This is a genomic window from Deinococcus cellulosilyticus NBRC 106333 = KACC 11606 (assembly GCF_007990775.1).
Taxonomy (GTDB): domain Bacteria; phylum Deinococcota; class Deinococci; order Deinococcales; family Deinococcaceae; genus Deinococcus_C; species Deinococcus_C cellulosilyticus.
Genome location: NZ_BJXB01000001.1, coordinates 104,440 through 121,312, shown reverse-complemented (window position 1 = coordinate 121,312; position 16,873 = coordinate 104,440). Strand labels below are relative to the sequence as shown.

Sequence of the window (16,873 nt, the reverse complement as noted above, 5' to 3'; positions counted from 1 at the left end):
TGTAACAAAAAAACAACTGTGCTGGATGATATTTTCTTCTGTTTTGGGTGTATAATTGATGGTAATATGGATACCCCTAAATCTCTCCGCAAGCGTCAGTCTGGAGCGGCCCTGGTGATGACCCTTGGGATCATGCTCATCATGGTGGTGGTTTTGTTGATCGCAAGCCAGTACACCTTGAAAGGGATGCGAACAGTGGGTGACCAGTCCACCACCCTGGAGGCCCAGTATGTCAGTGAGTCAGGACTGGCATGGGCCAAGGCTTATGTCCTGCAACTGAAGTCCAGGTTTTCTTCCCTGCCTCCCACCAGCAAAAGCAAAGACGATTTCATCAATCTGGTCTCAGCCGTGTGTGGCAGTGGACAGAATGTTGCTGTGACCAGTGGATGCAACCTCCCCACCACAGAACCCGATGCCACCTATGCCAGAAATGCCATCTCCACGTTCTTCAAAACCTGGGAAGGTGCTCCAACCACAGACACCTTCTGGTCTGGGGTCTTTTCGGACACCCAGCACACCATCAACCTGGGATCAGGACAACAATACACTGTGTACAACGTGTACAAGGCCAATGGTGTGACTTCCAGCAAACCCCTCTTTTCGGTCACCCGTCTTGAGTGGGATTATGCCGATGAAACCTACCAGGGTCAGACCTTCAACCTGATGAACAATTTCCGTTTCTGCTATGACGTGGGATATTACGTCTCGAAAGGCACCACCAACAAAAACGGTTCACGCGTGGTTGGACAGTTCCCACAGGCAGGCCAGGCCAGCACAGACAGCAAATGCCCTGCTGCTGCCAGTGCAGGGGCAGGAGGCAGTGGAAGTGGGACAGGAGATGCAACAGACCCCAACCGCAACTACATTGAAGTGGATGTGGTCGGCGTTCCCAGCACCACCACCACCCCTCCCATCACTTCTGGCATTGATGTCGACAACATCGCTGGTGCTGTGGGGATTGAGAAAGTCAGTCAGGACTCCAATTCTGTCACCTATGAGATGTGCGGACAGACCAGCAACGGAAACTCCGGGGCATGTGGCAACAACAGGGATTACACCATCACCTACAATTTCGCTGGATCTTCTGCTTACTCTGTGCGCTGCCTGCAGAACAGTTCCGGCACAGACATCACCGTGAATCTTGCCCTGCAGAACACCCTGTATTACTGCCAGGTGCGCTCACAATCCAACGCTGCCAGCCACAACGACTACATCTACTTCATCAGAGACAAGAACAACGACCTGGTGTTCATCCTGGGTGGAAAGACCACTGGCAATGATACGGTTGCACGCTGGCAGACAGACGGCAACAACCTCGGTCTGATCGATTCAGGGAACGCAGACCACATCAGCAAAATGATCTTCATCGGGGACTGCAAAGGTGTCGGCAACGCTTCTGCCCCCACAACCCCAGGTCTGTACTTTGCTGCTGCCTACGAACAGCGTTTTGTGGGCAATGGGAATGGCAACGGCAACAGTGGAGACAGCGACATCACCACGGGACTGACCATGCCCAGTGACTTCTGCAGCGAAGCCTCTTCCAGCAACATCTACGACATCATCAACCAAACGGTACCTGCCACCACACGCACCTCCATCGGAGGTTACCAGTTCCAGCCCATCTCCACCAACGGAGACCTGATGTTCAAAGGACGCTGGATTCAACTGGCCCACGGGGACCTCTGATGAACAAACAAGGTCTTCTGGGATTCACCCTGATCGAGATTCTGGTGGCCATCACCCTGCTGGGCATTCTGCTCAGTCTGGGGATCAGCAACTACATCCGTGAAGCCCAGAAACGCCAGTTCTATCAGGAGCTCACCTCGCTGACCTACACCTTCGATCAGGCCCGGTCCACCAGTGTCAAAACCTCAACCGACCAGACCGTGCAGATCTCAAGCAGTGGCAATGTGGTGACCCTCACCTATGGCACCACCACGCGCAGGTTCACCAACCTGGCTTTCTGTGTTCCATCTGCCTGTGGCACCACTGCCCAGGTCACCTACAAGTCCCCCCACGGGGAAATGTGCTGGAGTTCTGCTTGCACCAGCAGCGACGCTTACGTCACGTTCACCCGCAACACCTTTTCAGCCAATCTCGTGTTCCAAGGAGTCTTCGGTTATGCTGCGATCCGTGACCTCAAATAAGCGCTCCCAACAGGGATTCACCGTGGTGGAGATCCTGATGGCTTTGCTGATTGTGGGCCTGATTCTGGGAACCACAGTTGTACAGGTCTCCAACCTCTTCAAAACCAACCGACAGAACACCAGTGTGCTGTCCGTCAATACCCTGGCTGCCAACGAACTGGAGAACATCAAAGAGTCCTGGTCCCAGCTGTCCAGCTGGGAACTGGGGGTTTACACGCCCAGCAACACCCAGGTGGCTTTCTCCTGTGCCAACTGGACCAACTTCGCCAGTGCTCCCACCAGTTTCAGCAGTGCATGCGTGGGTGCCTCCTACTTGAAACGGGTAAAACTGGTGGTCACGGGCACCAACAACAAGACCATCACTGTGTTTCTGGACATCGCGAAACCCACATGAGGAGGATCAGCATGAGTAGATCTCAAGCCACAAATGGCTTTACCCTGCTGGAATTGCTGGTCGCCATGGCGCTGCTCTCCATCCTCTTCGTGTCCATTTACCAGCTGTTCAGTTCCAGTCTGGACACTTCAATGCGGTCCTCCGCACGGGCTGATCTGGACACGGAAACCCAGAAGGTTCAGCAGCTGATGCTCAGCCGCATCAAGGAAGCAGACCGTTTTCTGAGCACCACAGATGTGACCATTCAAGACGCCCAGACCTCTGGAGCGACGGCCTATCTGCCTTCGCCGTCTCTGACTGGCACCCAGATCGTGATCATCCGGGTTCCCACCAAAAACAGTGCCAGCCTGTGTGACCTCTTTGCTTACTATGTGGTGCCTTCCGAAAACCTGAGCGCTTCTGCCCTCCCTGTGCAACGCAGGCTCAACAATCCCACCACAGGGGCCTACAGCCTCATTGAAGCCAGAACAGCCAGCAGTTACACCTGCACCTCCAGCTACCCTGCCCTCACCCAGCTTCGGTTGTTGCATCCTTCCCTGGCCAGCGACGGCTTTGTGGTCACCCCCTACATTGACAGTGTCAAGGGAACCCAGAAAGGCATTTCTCTGAGCCTCCGGGGATACAAGAAAGCAGGAACCAGCAGCATCTACACCAACACGTATCAAGCCAGAGTGGTGGCGAGAAACCTCTGAGGCCAGCATGGATGAGCACGAAAACAGCCACCAGCAGTGGCTGTTTTTTGGTGCCCTTGATCTGTTTTGATGCCCATGTTCTGGGCATGGATTCAGGCCAGATGCCCGTCAGATTGCAATCAGCTTCATTTTTAGAATGGGATTAGACATGTTGCCTGCAGCCCTGTTCCTGACCGCCCTGATTTACAGTGTCTCACCTGTGGAGGTGATTGTTTTTGACAGCAGCCTCCAGCGGGTGGTGGGTTACGGCAAGCAATCCGGCAACCAGCTCAGGGTGGAATTGCTCGATGGTTACAGTGGCCCTGTGGTCGCCATGGTTCTGCAGAACAAAGTCTCCAGTGTTCAGGGGGTTCTGGTGGGAGGACAGCTGACGCTCAGCACCACAAATGGTTCCACCACCCTTTCAAACCTGCTTGACAGCCTTGGGGTGGACCTGAAGCTGACTGTGGTCAAAGCACCCAAGCTTGATGTGGATGCCAGAGACAATCCTGGAGGTGCTGGGAACAACGGCAATTCAGGAAACGCTGGAGGCAACCCTTCCGGGAATGCTGGCAACAATGGCAATTCAGGAAACGCTGGAGGCAACCCTCCCGGGAATGCTGGGAACAACGGCAATTCAGGAAATTCCAACAACACTGGTGGCAAAAATCCTCCTCCAGAAAAAGGCAAGAACAAATAAAACATGCGCAAATGGCACATTCTCCTCCTCGAAGATGACCCCAGCTTGCAAGAATTGCTCGCAGCCCAGTTGCAGAAATCGGGTTACCAGGTTCAGCCCTGCAGCACCCTGGAAGAGGCATATGGGTACCTTGAAGACAACACACCCGATCTGGTGCTGCTGGATCTGAACCTGCCTGATGGGGATGGACTGGACCTGATCCCCACCATCCAGAGCCTTGGAAACCTGCCTGTGCTGGTGATCACAGCCAGAGGTTCGGTTGGTGATCGGGTGCAGGGACTGAACCAGGGAGCGGATGATTACCTGATCAAACCCTTCGCGATGGATGAATTTGATGCCCGCATCAAAGCGTTGCTCCGCCGTGTTCATCCGCAGGAGCAGGTGCTTTTTCTGTCTGGCACCACCCTGGACACCAGCAAGTGCCAGCTTGGTACGGATCAGGGCAATGTGTTGCTGACCGACCATGAAGTGCGGATCATGGAGTACCTGATGCAGAACGCCTCCCGGGTGGTGAGCCGGGAGGTGCTCGAGCAGCATGTGTACGGGTATTACTCTCCAGCCTCCAACAGTTTCGAGGTGCGGGTGTCCCTGCTGCGCAAGAAGTTGCGCCAGATCGGCAGCCAGCTCAACATCCGGGCCCTCAGGAAAGCCGGTTACGCTCTTTTTGTGGAAGACTGATCGAAAAAAGAGAAAAGAGCCACTCAGGTGGCTCTTTTTTGTGGTGGTTGACCTGCTGCACGTTACTGCAAAACCTGGGTGTCCAGATACCCACTGCCCTGCACGATTTCCTGCCAGGGGAGGTAAGTGGCTTCCACAATGCTTTTGCCTGTGCGCTTCAGGAAGGCTTCCACCATGCGGTATCCGATGGCGTAACCTGCAAAGTCAGGGATGCCCATTGCAGGCGTGCCCCAGTCTTTTGCAGCCCAGTCTCCAAAGATGTAGCCGCGCACTTCTGTGAAATCGGAGAGCATCAGGGCGTCTGCATATCTGGGTTTGATGGCTTCCAGTTCTTCTGGACGGAGGGTGGTGGCCCACGGACCCAGTTTCTCCTCGCCATACATGTGGGCGGCAAAGCACTCTGCGAGACCCTCTGCCACCAGGTATTTTCCGAGGGTCAGAGGAAAGAACGGTTCGTACTGGAAGCGAATCTGGTGATGGAATTCATGCACGGTGATGGGGGACAGCCTGGACAGGTTGTCTGCTGTGGGGAAGGCCATCAGCAGAATCCAGCCTGGGACATTGCCCACACCGGTGTAATAGGGGGGAGTCATGCGGTCTGGATCTCCCAGCACAAAGACGAAGTTCATGACTTGCAAGCCAATGCCGTGGTTTGCCGGTTGCAGCAGCTCAATGGCCTTCTGCAATCCCTCAAGGCTCTCCTGAGCTGCCCCGGAGGCTTCGATGCGGTCCAGGGCATCCAGGCCTCGATCGGTCCCCTGGGTGGGGGTGTAGAACAAAAAGCGTTCTGCCGCAATCTGCGCTGGATTCTGGTCACTTTGAGGCGCGCCCAAAAACCTCAGGGAAGGTTCCCAGCAGGGCCGGATGGGTTCCATGACCTCCTGCAGGAAAATGGGCATCTGCTGACTGGGTTCTGCTTTCAGGGCGGCCCTGAGGCCTTCAAGGGTGGGTGCGATGTGAATGTTCATGTCGACTCCTTTCTGCCTCTACCCTAGAACCTCCAGCAACTGGAGATTCAAGATGCTTAAGCCATTTGCCTGAGCCCTCTGGGTGATCAAGCTGAACAGGCAGGAAGTGGAAGCCCTGCGGAGCATCATTGGCTAAAATGCTCTGTATGGAAAGACGGTACAAGATCGGTGAACTGGCCCAGTTGAGTGGGGTTCCAGTGAAAACGGTCCGTTATTATTCAGATCTGGGTGTTTTGCCGCCCAGTGGGGTGAGTGAGACCGGGCACCGCTGGTACACCGATGGAGACCATGCCCGTCTGGAAGCCATCCGCAGCCTCAGGGATGTGGGTGTGGGTTTGGAGACCATCCAGAAACTGATGCAGCAGGAAGATGCGATTTCAGAGGCCCTGCGCCTCCACATGGAAACCCTGGAACTGGAAATGGCCCAGTTGCAGCGGCGACGCGCACTGCTGGCAGCAGCATTGAAACGCAACGACCATCTGGGTTACCTGAGGGGAGCCCGCACGCTTGCTGCGCTGAATGCCAGAGAACGCCAGCAGTTTGTGGGTCAGCAAATTGACCGCATGTTGCAGGATGTTCCCGCTGATCCTGTGTGGGTGCGAAACCTCTGGAAAGGTCCCATCATGCAGGTGCCTGAAGACCTTTCAGAAGAGCAATTTGAAGCCTGGCTTGAACTGGCCGATCTCATGCTGGATGACACCTTCATTGCCCGTTCTCAGCAGATGGGTCAGGAGTTCTGGAGCCAGTTCCCGGATGCACGCAGCAGAGAGCGTTTCATGGCAGTGCAGCAGCAAACAGAGCAGATGATGGCAGATGCCGTGAAGAGACAGGTGCTGCCAGACAGCGAAGAGGGCCAGAAATGCATTCAGCAGGTGCTGAGCATGTTTGCAGGTACAAAGGAACGTTCTGTGCTGCAACATCTGGCTTTGCAGCAATTGGAGATGATTGCCCGACACACGGAACCAAGAGCACTGCACTTCTGGCAACTGGTGGAGAAGGTTCATGGTCAGACAGGACGCAGTGCTCAGGTCATGGCTGTCCATGAGTGGAAAGTGAAAGCCCTTCAGGTCTGTGTCAGTGAATTTGGCTCTGCGTTGCATGACCTTCATCCAGAGTCAAATCCAGGCCACGGAACATAGGTCTGTCCATGTCGTTTTTTTGTCCTGTTTCCATGACTTGCACGTTCGGCGGGCTCTGGTTCTTTCCCTTTTCATGTGTTCCATGGCATTGATGAAGAGCCTTCATGAGAACAAAAAGTGAAAATTCCATCATATGTGCATGAAAGAAGAGTAATATACAAGAAGGTGTCTTACCTTACTGCATGATTTGAACTTTGCGATGACCCGGTGAACACTGTTCCACTTCATCTCTGAATAAGGCATTTTGAAGTCATCAGGGCCCACTGCATGCCTGATGATGGTTCACGCCCTTGCAGCAGGAAAGTTGACAGGTTTGCCCATGTCAGAAAACCAGAGTGTCCACCCCATGCCTCTGCATCCAGGCAGGTACCTGATGCTGGAGGTGGAAAGCCGTCAGGAAACGGCCCAGAACCTCGCCTCGCAACTCGATTGCAGCGAAGAGACATTGCAACAGATCCTCAATGGACATCTTCCCATCACGCCCTCAATCGCCTATAAGCTCCAGCAGTGCTGGGGAATTTCAATGACTTTGCTGCTGGACATCCAGCGTGATTATGATGCACACCATCAGCAAAATTCAGAGCAGGGGAGTGCCCCTGAGGGTCAGCATCTGCCCAGACATTTCTGAGTACAAGAGGCTTCGAGGGTATTTGTCCCGGGGAAGATGTGGGAAAATACCCTCGAAGCCTCAGGTGTTTCCACAGGTGTTTGATCCTGGGAGGCCTGCTAAGCTGATCCACAGTTGTGATTTCCATTCAACCCTTTGATTCACTGTTCCTGTATTCCAGGACGGTCTGCTCATGTTCCTCTGGAGGTGAACATGAAACCTGCTCATGCATTAAATGTCCGCTGGGTCCCTGGCACGTCCAACCGCCTGATCCTGTCCTGCCAGCAGCTGGAAAAAGAAGTTCCTCTGCAGAAATTTGAAGCTGTTTGTGGCAAACAGGCCACTTTTGACCTTTATCTGGTGGGAAGGGTCACCCTGGACCTGCCCCGATCCCAGATGGATCAACTCGGGGTTTGAACGCAACAGATTGATGATTCATGACAGAGGCCCAGAGCATGCTCTGGGCTGCATTTTTGATGTGTTGTGGCGATCAAATGAAAATGAACAGATCAAAACAAAAGAGTTATGAACGTTGTGCCCGCAGGGGTCTGGCTTCTTCGGTATTCCACTGAAGAGAAGCATGCTCAAGTCCTGAGGCATGGGACGGACGGGACAGACGATCCACAAGCAACAAAACAGCCAGAAACACCAGACCAATCAGCAGACCAATTCCGAGAGAGAGGGTAAATAACATTGAGACCTCCTTTGTCATTCTCCTATGGTCAGAGAATAACACCTCCCACTGAAGACTTTCTGAAGCCTCCTGAGCGACAACTGACCAAAACTGAATTGCCTCTGAAATCTTGAAATGGTTGGTGGAACATGATGATTGGTGTATTAAACAAATCACGGTTTGTTTTTAGATGGATGACTTGTGACTTGATCTTCGTGGCTCACTCTGCCGTTGAAGGTTCAGGCGGCTTCTGGTTTATGCTGGAAGACATCAACAAATACAACAGGAGGCTTATGGCTGCACTGGAAACCGACATCATTGTGGTGGGAGCAGGTCTCGCAGGACTCGTGGCAGCAATGCAGGCCGCGCAGCATGGAAAAAAAGTACTGATTCTGGACCAGGAGCCCGAAAGCAATCTGGGAGGGCAGGCCTTCTGGTCTTTTGGAGGGCTGTTTTTTGTGGATTCCCCAGAGCAGCGCAGGATGAAAGTCCGGGACTCGCTGGGCCTTGCCCTCAGGGACTGGATGACCACAGCTGGCTTTGACCGTGAAGAGGACCACTGGCCCAGACGCTGGGCAGAAGCTTATGTGCAGTTCGCGGCGACAGAAAAATACAGCTGGCTCCAGAAGCTGGGACTGAGGATTTTTCCCATTGTGGGCTGGGCCGAGCGTGGAGGTGCCCTGGCAGATGGCCCGGGAAACAGTGTGCCCCGGTTTCATGTCACCTGGGGAACCGGTCCGGGCGTCGTGGAACTCTTTGAGCGTCCTGTGCGTCAATTCATGCAGGAAGGCCGCATTCAGATGAAGTTCCGTCATCGGGTGACAGGATTGCAGAAAGCAGATGGTGCAGTCACAGGTGTGGCAGGTGAGGTTCTGGAAGACAGCAATGTTTCCAGAGGAGAACCCAGTTCCAGAACCGTGGTCGGGCAGTTTGAGGCAAAAGCACAGGCCGTTATTGTGACCAGTGGAGGTCTGGGAGGCAACCATGAACTGGTGCGCCGCAACTGGCCCACAGAGCGTCTGGGACCTGCTCCTGGGTTCATGGTGTCCGGGGTTCCCCAGCATGTGGATGGCCTGATGCAACAGGTGGTGCAGCAGAGCGGAGGACGCATCATCAACCCGGACCGCATGTGGCATTACACCGAAGGCCTGCGCAACCATTCCCCCATCTGGCCGAACCATGGCATTCGTGTGCTGCCTGGACCTTCCTCTCTGTGGCTGGACCCCCATGGAAACCGTCTGCCTGTGTCCCTCTTTCCAGGGTTTGACACGCTGGGGACCCTCAGTCACATCACCCGCAGTGGCTTTCCCTACACCTGGTTTGTCCTGACCCGCAAAATCATTGCCCGTGAATTTGCCCTTTCAGGTTCAGAGCAGAACCCGGACCTGACCGGGCGCAGCATCCGACAGACCCTCGGGCGCCTGCTGCCAGGTGTGATACCACCTGTGCAGGCCTTCATGGACATGGGAGAGGATTTTGTGGTCAGAGACACCCTGGGGGAACTGGTGGCAGGCATGAATGGGCTGGTGGGCAACGACTGGCTTGATCCAGCCAAAATTCAGCAGGTGGTGCAAGACCGGGACATGCAGCTCACCAATGCTTTTGGCAAGGATGCCCAGGTGACTTACATCCGGCAGACCCGCGCTTATCTGGGAGACCGCCTTTCCCGCGTGGCAAAACCCCACAGGATTCTCGACCCTTCCGCAGGGCCACTGATCGCTGTCCGCATGAACATCCTCACCCGAAAGACCCTGGGAGGGCTGGAAACCAACCTCCAGGGTCAGGTGATGCAGCAGAACGGGGAACCCCTTCCTGGTCTGTATGCTGCCGGTGAGGTGGCAGGGTTCGGAGGGGGTGGCATGCATGGTTACCGGGCGCTCGAAGGGACTTTCCTGGGAGGATGCATCTTCTCAGGGAAAGTAGCAGGGGAGGCCGCAGCACGCAGCATTCTTTGAGGACGCTTCTCAGTGATTTTGTTTTTCAGCCGTCTGGACCAATGCCTGAAACACCCGTTCCACATCTTCATCCTGGGTCCGCCAGTTGCTGAATGCTGCACGGATGGCTGCGCGACCCTGATACACCGTGGGGGTCATGAACACCTCTCCCGTCTGGTGGAGCAGGTGCAGGAATGCCTGAATGTCCTGCATGCTGCTGGCATTTTTGAGGGTGAAGCACACCACATTCAGCCGCACCGGAGCCAGCAGTTCAAATGGGGTGGTCTTGCCCAGTTTCTCTCCCAGATTTCTTGCACTTTCCACGTTGCGCTCAATGATCTCCTGATACCCCTGCTTCCCGTAAGCGGCAAGGGTCATCCAGGCTGGCAGTGCCCGGAAGCGTCGGGAATTTTCGGGGGTCAGGTGGTTGAAGTCTGGATTCTCGGTGACGGTGCCCAGATAGGCGGCCCCTGCGTTCTGGAACACTTCCGCCTGAAGGAACTGGTGTCGGGTGAATTGCATGGCGGAGTCGTAGGGCACGTTGAGCCATTTGTGAGCATCAATGGTGATGGAATCTGCGTCATTGAGTCCATCGACAAGGTGCTGGTGTCTGGGAGAGCAAGCTGCAAAACCACCAAATGCAGCGTCCACATGCAGGAAGAAGTTGTACCTTTCTTTAAGCGCCACGATGAGGTTCAAATCATCGAAGTCGACGGTGTTCACCGTGCCAGAGTTGGCGACCACAATGCAGGGCTCACCCTTCATCTGCTGCAGGGCTGTTTCCAGAGCGCTGATGTCCACAGCCTCACGGTCAGGCAGGAGGGCCACCTGCCTGATTTGCTTTCTGCCAATGCCCAGCATGGATGCAGCTTTGAAGACACTGGAGTGGGCTGCTCCGCTCAGAATCTGGACATTGAGGCCCTGCAGGCCTTCAAGTGCAGCATTGATGCCTTTCTGGTGGGCCACCCACTGTCTTCCGATGGCAAGCCCCACAAAATTCGACATGGTGGCCCCGGAAACAAAAGAGCCTTTGTGTGCATCGGAAAGGCCAAAGAGGGTGCGCAACCAGCCCAGGGCTTCCCGTTCCACAGCCGTGGCTCCGGTGGTCTCATTGGAGAGGTTCTGGTCGTAAGCACCGACCAGCCAGTCTCCCATCAGGGCAGCAGGGGTGCTTCCACCCACCACGAACCCCAGATAGCGGGCCCCTGCACTTCCTGACAGGGTGTGGCGGTAACGCTGAATGAACCTCGATAACGCTGCCTCGGCTCCCAGCCCTGTTTCTGATAGCGGCTCTGGTGTGGGAATGGAGAGGCCTGGATGTGCAGCCTGCTCAGGGAGGGCTTGTAGAAAATCCTGACTCTCCTGTAAAGCCAGTTGCAGGAGGTGGGGTAGCTGTTCCAGGTCTGATTGAAGGGGAGTTCTGGAGGTGACGGTCATGCTGCACTTCCACAGAAACTCAGAGCAAACGGGCGGGTGCTCTGCAGAAGCGTTACCTGATGGCCTTGGGTAGCGTTACTATAGTTCTTCATGTATCATGGTAACACAACTGAGGAGACCATGGCAGACCTGCTGACAGACCTGCGCGAATTTGCCCATCAAAACAGTCCGGGAACACCTCTTCCAGGCGTGCGGGAACTGTCCCGCCGTTACTCGGTAGGGCCCGCCACCGTGCAGAAAGCGGTTCGGGTCCTGATGCAGGAGGGGCTGCTGGAAACCCACCCTGGAGTCGGAACTTTTGTGACCCGTCCCCCTGCCGCGGTGGAACCCTCAACCCTGCTCTGGCAGTCTTCCCGCCTGAATCCTGTCCCAGCAGGGTTTCTGGAACAGCAGGACATCGACAGTTTTCCGGGACGTGCCATTCCGGTCTCAACAGGTTATCTGGACGCCTCATTGCAACCCACCAGCCAGCTTGCTGCAAGTGCGGCGAGGGTGGCCCGCAAACCCCAGGTGTGGGAACGCATGATCACTGAGGGCTCTCAATCGCTGCGAGACCACTTTGCACACGAACTTGCAGATGTGATCCACCCGAACCACATCCTGATTGTGCCGGGCGGACAGGCGGCTCTGGCAGCCCTGTTTCGTGCACTGGTCCAGCCCGGCGAAACGGTCCTGATGGAATCACCCACCTACGTTGGGGTGATTGCAGTGGCAAAAGCATCTGGTGCCCAGCTGCTTCCCGTCCCCAGTGACGACCAGGGTCTGCAACCCGAACAGCTGGATGTGGCCCTGCAGCGCAGTGGAGCAAAACTGGTGTACTGCCAGCCCACCTACCGCAATCCTGGAGGCATCTCACTGTCTACAGCTCGCAGGATGCAGGTGCTGGAAGTGGTCCGCAGGCATCAGGCTTTTCTGATTGAAGATGACGCCAACCGGGACCTGACCCTGGAAGGACATGCGCCACCCCCGCTGTTTCTGGAAGGCCAGGGACATGTGATCCACATTCGCTCTTTGACCAAATCCATTGCCTCTGGCCTGCGTGTTGCGGCTGTGGCTGCTCAGGGGCCCGTGATTCAGCGCATCAGGGCAGCACGCACTGCACTGGACCTTTTCGTACCCGGGCTGATGCAGGAGATTGCCCTGGATTTTGTGACCAGTTCCCAGTACAGCCGTCACCTCTCCCGGGTTCGTATGCAGCTCAGGCAACGGCGCAACACCCTGATGACAGCCCTCAGAAAGCACATGCCTGCAGTGCGATTCACCGTGCCCACTGGAGGCATGAACCTCTGGGTGCAGCTCCCGGACGGTCTTGATGAACGCCTCTTCAGTGACCGGGCCTTGCAGGCAGGGGTGCACCTCCTGCCAGGAAGCCGCTGGTTCCCTGGTGAGGCCCCGGGTCCTTTTTTTCGATTCAGCTATGGGGCATTGCCAGAACCTGAACTGGTGCAGGCTGTGCAGGTTCTGGCCGGAGTGCTGCAGGAAATGACCTGAATCAGGGTTCTGCAGGTTCAAAGGTTTTAAACCCCAGCCTCTGGTACAGCCGCTGTGCAGGTGTGTTCCCGTCTGTGACCAGCAGGCTCAACTGGTTGTAGCCCTCGTGATACAGGCGATTCATGCTTGCTTTGAGCAGCAGGGCTGCGAGACCCTGGCCTTTGAATTCGGGGGCGGTCATGGTGAAGGCCAGAAGGGGTGCCTGGAAGGGTTTCCAGAAGGTGATCAGGGTGGCACTGATCAGGAGGCCATCGTCATCGAGCACAAAAGACGCCTGAGGCAGGAATTGTCCATATTCACCCTGGATGGTTTTTTCGATCTGCTCCAGGGCATCTTCCAGGGTGCTTCCCGGTTGAAAATCGGTGGTGCCCTGGTATGCCGCAAACATCAGGTCTGCAAGTGCAGGAAGATCTTCCGTCTGAAAAGGGCGTTTAAGTGGATGTTCAGGGGCAGGAGAGGACTGCAGTCGGACCTTCATCGGTATGCGCAGCAATGTCGACCTCTTTTCATGCGGGGTTTCAATTTCAGCAGCGTGCAGCGCAACGCCTCGAACCACAGGAGGGGTGATGCCTTCATTTGACCTTGAAACCGCGTGGGTGTCAAGGGAGGTTCCATTTCCACATCAAAAACCTGACCTTGTGGGGTCAGGCAGGGATTTCTCAGAAGATGGATCAACCCAGATATTTCTGGTAGGCGGCGCAGAGTTGAATGACCAGCAGGTGCAGGCAGGTGAAGGTGCCGACCTTGCCGAGCAGTTGTGCCAGATGGCTGCGGCTGAAGTCCTGCATCGACACATTCTTCTGCTGGGTGTACAGCATGTCGGATTTCATGTATCCATCGGTCTGGGTGCGCAGGGTGGGCAACCTGACCCCAACAGCGATCATGACGGCGCAGGCCAGAAGCATCAGCATGCAGAAGACCTTCAGGTACACCAGCGTGTCTGCAAGTGCCGCCCCCCCAAAGTTGCGAACCAGAACCACCAGATTCAGGCCCATCCACAACAGCAGGGCGGGAACACGGGCACTGTGAACCAGTGCAGAGCCATACAGGTACAGCGGGTACTCAGGGTCATTCTGGAAAGGGCTGGACAGGGGGGACAGGGGAGAGCTTTTCATGCTTTGTCCCAGTATAATTTATTCAGCATGGCTTCAGGTTAGTGAAAGGTGAATTGCATGAAGATCTAAAATTTGTTTCTGGAAGACAAAAAACCATATGATTTTATGAGATGACCATTGATCCTGAATTTCTGATGAAGAAAGAAAGGGCTGCAGGTGCTCTGCAAACATGACATCACGCTCATGAACAGACAAGTCAGGAAGCCCAAGGGGATTCTACAAACAGGTTTTTCCGGATGGAAGGGTACAGGGACTTTGCTTCTTGTGTTCAGGAAAACCCTGGAGTTTTCATGTCCACATGCGAAAAGCACATGAAAAGCAGTAGGATAAGAACAGTATTCTCGGGTATGCTGCACCACACCCACTCAAAGGAAACCTCATGACTCCCGAGTTGATAGCCTTTTTGTTTTTTATGGGCGTGCTCTTGCTGGTGGGAACCCTCTGGCGGTTCAAAGTGCCACGCACTGGATTCACGGATGTCCAGGTGGTGTACGAAGAAGACGAGTGGTGTGTGTATGGCATTGGTCACTCTGGAGAGAAGGTGCTGGTGGATGCATTCCCACATCAAACCGATGCCCTGGCCTGTGCTTATAAGCTGGCAGAAAAACAGAACCTGTCTGGTCAGGCTTCCAGTGAAGACACAGAAACCAGATGACTGCTTGCATGCTGGATCATACCGGTTTTCTGTTGCAACGCCCTCGTCATAGACTTCCTGTGGCGTTTTTCTGCTGGAAGAGGCAGGACGAGCAAAAAACAACCCACAAAAACCATGAACGTGAAAAGCAGATCGAGAATGGGCATGCTTACAGCATAAAACCCTTCAGGTTGTCATCAGGTTGCAGCTCCAGAACTGCGCTTTGTAACCCAGTTTCCATTGCTGTTTCCTGCTCTCCTGCTCAATGAACCAAGAGGTGGTGCATGCAAAAAGTGGCTGAACGGGTTTTTGTGATCACGCTGGGCTATGTGAATGTCACGGTGCTGGGCGAACAGGCAGGATTCACCCTGGTTGATGCTGGTCTCCCGGGTGGACTCAAAAGCATTGAAAAAGCTCTGGGAAGGGGGGGCTTCTCACTGGACAATTTGCAGGGCATCCTCATCACCCATGCACATCCAGACCATTATGGGTCTCTGGCAGACCTGATTCAGAAAAAACCTGTTCCGGTTTATGCCCATGCCCTTGAAATTCCAGTGCTGACCGGAAAAGAGCGCCCACAGTTGCCCCCCAGAGCAAGCCTTCCTTTTTCACAGCAACTGGTGCAGGTGGCCCTCACCAGTCTGCCGCTTCCTCCCACCATCACCGAAGTGCAACCCATCAAAGAGGGGGACCTGCTGCAGGACATTCTCCCAGGTCTGACCGTGATTGAGCTCCCAGGACATGCTCCAGGTCAGGTTGGATTCTGGGTCCCTTCTTCCCGCACCCTGATGGCCGGAGACGCCCTGATGCGGGGATCTGGCCGCGCCAGACTGCCCATCCGCGCCCTCACTTTAGACATGCCCAGTGCAGCGCAATCTGCACAGCGCATTGTGGATCTGGAGGTCGAGCGTCTGGTTGTCGGGCATGGCAAACCGATTCTGCAGAAAGCCCATGAAGAACTGCAGGCCCTGAAGGCAGACATCCAGAAAGAACAGTCAGCAGCAGGGGCACTGGCATGAGTCGGGTGGTGCTGATCACTGGAGCCACCGGAGGGCTTGGCCCGAGTGTGGTGCGGGCGTTTGTAAACCTGGGAGACCGGGTGGCCCTCACCGACCGAAGTCTGGAAAAAGCCCAGAAATTCATGTCTGAAGAAGGGTATACCGAAGAACAGGTTTTCCCTTTTGGAGCAGATGTCACCCAGGCCCAGAGCCTGACCAGCTGGGTGCAGGCCGTCCGGGAGAAGTGGGGGCAACCTCAGGTCCTGATCACCCTGGTGGGGGGCTTCAAAGCAGGCACTCCACTACACGAACTTGAAGAAAAAGACTGGGACCAGATGATGAACCTCAATGCCCGTTCGGTGTTTCTGGCGGCCCGTGCAGTGGTCCCCCACATGCTGGAAGCAGGAGCAGGCAAGATCATCACAGTGGGGGCAAAAGCGGGTCTGTCTGCAGGAAAAGGAGCCGCAGCCTATTCTGCTTCCAAGGCTGCGGTGCTCAGGCTCACCGAGTCCCTGTCTCTGGAACTCAAAGATCGGGGCATCAATGTGAATGCGGTCATCCCGAGCACCATCGACACCCCGGCCAACCGGGAAGGCATGCCCCATGCCGATCACAGCAAATGGGTCACGCCAGAAGACCTTGCAAGTGTGATTGTCTTTCTGGCATCAGATGCAGCGAGGGCTGTGCACGGCGCGCTCATTCCGGTCTACGGAAGGGCCTGAGCAGCACATTTCTTGCACTGTCCAGAAACGCCTGTTGCAGGGCAGGATCACTGACGGCACGGGCCAGCATCACACTTCCTGAGAGCGTTGAGAGCACCATCAGGGTGTGCTCCCGGCGCTCTTTTTCAGGAACATGCAGGCTGATGCCCTCAATGGCCTCAATCATGCGCTTCAGCAGGACAGTGAATTCATCTCTGACCTCCTCATCCTGTCTGCTGATCTCTGCAGCCAGGGAGGGGAGGGTGCAACCCTTTTCAGGTTCCTCACAATGGCTCTGGTGCAGGTAAGCCAGGACCAGTCTTTCAAAGGCCCGGTCTGGACTCCGCAGGGCTGCACGGAACAGGCGTTCCATCATCTCCTCGACCGCCTGCACCAGGGCAGCCCTGATCAGGTGGTTCTTGCTGGAGAAGTGGGCATAAAAACCGCCGTGGGTCAGGCCCACCTCCTGCATCAGTTTTCCAATGCCAGGGGTGAGGCCAGAAGCCCGGAAACGTCTGGCCGCATGCTGCACAATGCGTTTCCGGGTGCTTTCGCTGTGACCTGCGTGATAGCGCATGAGCGACCT

General features: G+C 55.4%; 20 protein-coding genes. 14 read left to right on the top strand and 6 right to left on the bottom strand.

Features of this window, described 5'->3' with window-relative positions; genetic code table 11:
* The first annotated feature begins 66 nt into the window (after positions 1–66).
* From DC3_RS00495 to DC3_RS00470, 6 genes are all read left to right on the top strand, one after another.
* Positions 67–1,686: a hypothetical protein gene (locus DC3_RS00495; protein ID WP_146881624.1), complete on the top strand. Its 1,620-nt coding sequence runs from the start codon at positions 67–69 to the stop codon at positions 1,684–1,686.
* Entirely contained in the window at positions 1,686–2,147 is a 462-nt protein-coding gene (locus DC3_RS00490) for a prepilin-type N-terminal cleavage/methylation domain-containing protein (RefSeq protein WP_146881623.1), read from the top strand. The genes DC3_RS00495 and DC3_RS00490 overlap by 1 nt, the downstream gene beginning before the upstream one ends.
* Entirely contained in the window at positions 2,134–2,541 is a 408-nt protein-coding gene (locus DC3_RS00485) for a type II secretion system protein (protein ID WP_186815742.1), read from the top strand. Before DC3_RS00490 ends, DC3_RS00485 begins: the two co-directional genes overlap by 14 nt.
* An 11-nt stretch (positions 2,542–2,552) precedes the next feature.
* The gene (locus DC3_RS00480; RefSeq protein ID WP_186815741.1) at positions 2,553–3,233 is read left to right on the top strand and encodes a prepilin-type N-terminal cleavage/methylation domain-containing protein; all 681 of its coding nucleotides are present in this window, start codon (positions 2,553–2,555) and stop codon (positions 3,231–3,233) included.
* Between the two features lie 148 nt (positions 3,234–3,381).
* Entirely contained in the window at positions 3,382–3,912 is a 531-nt protein-coding gene (locus DC3_RS28865; protein ID WP_186815740.1) for a hypothetical protein, read from the top strand.
* A gap of 3 nt (positions 3,913–3,915) precedes the next feature.
* Positions 3,916–4,590 (top strand): response regulator transcription factor, encoded by a 675-nt coding sequence (locus DC3_RS00470; protein WP_146881620.1) that lies wholly within the window; start codon positions 3,916–3,918, stop codon positions 4,588–4,590.
* A 62-nt stretch (positions 4,591–4,652) separates the two neighbouring features.
* On the opposite strand, the gene DC3_RS00465 is transcribed toward DC3_RS00470, so the two are convergent.
* Entirely contained in the window at positions 4,653–5,558 is a 906-nt protein-coding gene (locus tag DC3_RS00465; RefSeq protein WP_146881619.1) for a DUF2268 domain-containing putative Zn-dependent protease, read from the bottom strand.
* A 146-nt stretch (positions 5,559–5,704) separates the two neighbouring features.
* On the opposite strand from DC3_RS00465, the gene DC3_RS00460 reads away from it, so the two are divergent.
* The 3 genes from DC3_RS00460 to DC3_RS00450 all read left to right on the top strand — a co-directional run bounded on the left by DC3_RS00460 (position 5,705) and on the right by DC3_RS00450 (position 7,721).
* Positions 5,705–6,697 (top strand): MerR family transcriptional regulator, encoded by a 993-nt coding sequence (locus DC3_RS00460; protein WP_186815739.1) that lies wholly within the window; start codon positions 5,705–5,707, stop codon positions 6,695–6,697.
* A 319-nt stretch (positions 6,698–7,016) separates the two neighbouring features.
* Entirely contained in the window at positions 7,017–7,325 is a 309-nt protein-coding gene (locus DC3_RS00455; RefSeq protein WP_146881617.1) for a helix-turn-helix transcriptional regulator, read from the top strand.
* A gap of 192 nt (positions 7,326–7,517) precedes the next feature.
* On the top strand, positions 7,518–7,721 hold the full coding sequence (locus DC3_RS00450) for a hypothetical protein (RefSeq protein ID WP_146881616.1): 204 nt from the start codon (positions 7,518–7,520) through the stop codon (positions 7,719–7,721).
* A 106-nt stretch (positions 7,722–7,827) separates the two neighbouring features.
* On the opposite strand, the gene DC3_RS28860 is transcribed toward DC3_RS00450, so the two are convergent.
* Positions 7,828–7,998: a hypothetical protein gene (locus DC3_RS28860; protein ID WP_186815738.1), complete on the bottom strand. Its 171-nt coding sequence runs from the start codon at positions 7,996–7,998 to the stop codon at positions 7,828–7,830.
* Between the two features lie 272 nt (positions 7,999–8,270).
* Between DC3_RS28860 and DC3_RS00445 the strand changes: the two genes are divergently transcribed.
* The gene (locus DC3_RS00445) at positions 8,271–9,932 is read left to right on the top strand and encodes an FAD-binding dehydrogenase (RefSeq protein WP_146881615.1); all 1,662 of its coding nucleotides are present in this window, start codon (positions 8,271–8,273) and stop codon (positions 9,930–9,932) included.
* A 9-nt stretch (positions 9,933–9,941) separates the two neighbouring features.
* Here DC3_RS00445 and DC3_RS00440 read toward each other — a convergent pair whose 3' ends face one another.
* Positions 9,942–11,348 carry a pyridoxal phosphate-dependent decarboxylase family protein gene (locus tag DC3_RS00440; protein WP_146881614.1) on the bottom strand — a complete coding sequence of 469 codons (1,407 nt, stop codon included), beginning with the start codon at positions 11,346–11,348 and terminating at the stop codon, positions 9,942–9,944.
* A 120-nt stretch (positions 11,349–11,468) separates the two neighbouring features.
* On the opposite strand from DC3_RS00440, the gene DC3_RS00435 reads away from it, so the two are divergent.
* Positions 11,469–12,839, top strand: coding sequence for an aminotransferase-like domain-containing protein (locus DC3_RS00435; protein WP_186815737.1), 1,371 nt, complete (start codon positions 11,469–11,471; stop codon positions 12,837–12,839).
* Position 12,840: 1 nt separating this feature from the next.
* Here the strand turns inward: DC3_RS00435 and DC3_RS00430 are convergent, their stop codons facing one another.
* Together DC3_RS00430 and DC3_RS00425 are read right to left on the bottom strand one after the other, a co-directional pair.
* Complete coding sequence (locus tag DC3_RS00430; protein ID WP_146881612.1) at positions 12,841–13,332, bottom strand: GNAT family N-acetyltransferase; 492 nt, start codon at positions 13,330–13,332, stop codon at positions 12,841–12,843.
* Between the two features lie 178 nt (positions 13,333–13,510).
* On the bottom strand, positions 13,511–13,954 hold the full coding sequence (locus DC3_RS00425; protein WP_146881611.1) for a hypothetical protein: 444 nt from the start codon (positions 13,952–13,954) through the stop codon (positions 13,511–13,513).
* 379 nt (positions 13,955–14,333) lie between these two features.
* On the opposite strand from DC3_RS00425, the gene DC3_RS00420 reads away from it, so the two are divergent.
* From DC3_RS00420 to DC3_RS00410, 3 genes are all read left to right on the top strand, one after another.
* Positions 14,334–14,609, top strand: coding sequence for a hypothetical protein (locus DC3_RS00420; protein ID WP_146881610.1), 276 nt, complete (start codon positions 14,334–14,336; stop codon positions 14,607–14,609).
* A 263-nt stretch (positions 14,610–14,872) separates the two neighbouring features.
* Entirely contained in the window at positions 14,873–15,607 is a 735-nt protein-coding gene (locus DC3_RS00415) for an MBL fold metallo-hydrolase (RefSeq protein WP_146881609.1), read from the top strand.
* Positions 15,604–16,308 (top strand): SDR family oxidoreductase, encoded by a 705-nt coding sequence (locus DC3_RS00410; RefSeq protein ID WP_146881608.1) that lies wholly within the window; start codon positions 15,604–15,606, stop codon positions 16,306–16,308. The genes DC3_RS00415 and DC3_RS00410 overlap by 4 nt, the downstream gene beginning before the upstream one ends.
* Here the strand turns inward: DC3_RS00410 and DC3_RS00405 are convergent.
* Complete coding sequence (locus DC3_RS00405; RefSeq protein ID WP_146881607.1) at positions 16,283–16,864, bottom strand: TetR/AcrR family transcriptional regulator; 582 nt, start codon at positions 16,862–16,864, stop codon at positions 16,283–16,285. The genes DC3_RS00410 and DC3_RS00405 overlap by 26 nt on opposite strands.
* Between the last annotated feature and the right edge of the window lie 9 nt (positions 16,865–16,873).

Bases quoted from the DNA above. Each gene is read 5' to 3' on its own strand.
- DC3_RS00495 (WP_146881624.1), top strand. From the start codon at position 67: ATGGATACCCCTAAATCTCTCCGCAAGCGTCAGTCTGGAGCGGCCCTG.
- DC3_RS00490 (WP_146881623.1), top strand. From the start codon at position 1,686: ATGAACAAACAAGGTCTTCTGGGATTCACCCTGATCGAGATTCTGGTG.
- DC3_RS00480 (WP_186815741.1), top strand. From the start codon at position 2,553: ATGAGTAGATCTCAAGCCACAAATGGCTTTACCCTGCTGGAATTGCTG.
- DC3_RS28865 (WP_186815740.1), top strand. From the start codon at position 3,382: ATGTTGCCTGCAGCCCTGTTCCTGACCGCCCTGATTTACAGTGTCTCA.
- DC3_RS00470 (WP_146881620.1), top strand. From the start codon at position 3,916: ATGCGCAAATGGCACATTCTCCTCCTCGAAGATGACCCCAGCTTGCAA.
- DC3_RS00465 (WP_146881619.1), bottom strand. From the start codon at position 5,558: ATGAACATTCACATCGCACCCACCCTTGAAGGCCTCAGGGCCGCCCTG.
- DC3_RS00460 (WP_186815739.1), top strand. From the start codon at position 5,705: ATGGAAAGACGGTACAAGATCGGTGAACTGGCCCAGTTGAGTGGGGTT.
- DC3_RS00455 (WP_146881617.1), top strand. From the start codon at position 7,017: ATGTCAGAAAACCAGAGTGTCCACCCCATGCCTCTGCATCCAGGCAGG.
- DC3_RS00450 (WP_146881616.1), top strand. From the start codon at position 7,518: ATGAAACCTGCTCATGCATTAAATGTCCGCTGGGTCCCTGGCACGTCC.
- DC3_RS28860 (WP_186815738.1), bottom strand. From the start codon at position 7,998: ATGTTATTTACCCTCTCTCTCGGAATTGGTCTGCTGATTGGTCTGGTG.
- DC3_RS00445 (WP_146881615.1), top strand. From the start codon at position 8,271: ATGGCTGCACTGGAAACCGACATCATTGTGGTGGGAGCAGGTCTCGCA.
- DC3_RS00440 (WP_146881614.1), bottom strand. From the start codon at position 11,348: ATGACCGTCACCTCCAGAACTCCCCTTCAATCAGACCTGGAACAGCTA.
- DC3_RS00435 (WP_186815737.1), top strand. From the start codon at position 11,469: ATGGCAGACCTGCTGACAGACCTGCGCGAATTTGCCCATCAAAACAGT.
- DC3_RS00425 (WP_146881611.1), bottom strand. From the start codon at position 13,954: ATGAAAAGCTCTCCCCTGTCCCCCCTGTCCAGCCCTTTCCAGAATGAC.
- DC3_RS00420 (WP_146881610.1), top strand. From the start codon at position 14,334: ATGACTCCCGAGTTGATAGCCTTTTTGTTTTTTATGGGCGTGCTCTTG.
- DC3_RS00415 (WP_146881609.1), top strand. From the start codon at position 14,873: ATGCAAAAAGTGGCTGAACGGGTTTTTGTGATCACGCTGGGCTATGTG.
- DC3_RS00410 (WP_146881608.1), top strand. From the start codon at position 15,604: ATGAGTCGGGTGGTGCTGATCACTGGAGCCACCGGAGGGCTTGGCCCG.
- DC3_RS00405 (WP_146881607.1), bottom strand. From the start codon at position 16,864: ATGCGCTATCACGCAGGTCACAGCGAAAGCACCCGGAAACGCATTGTG.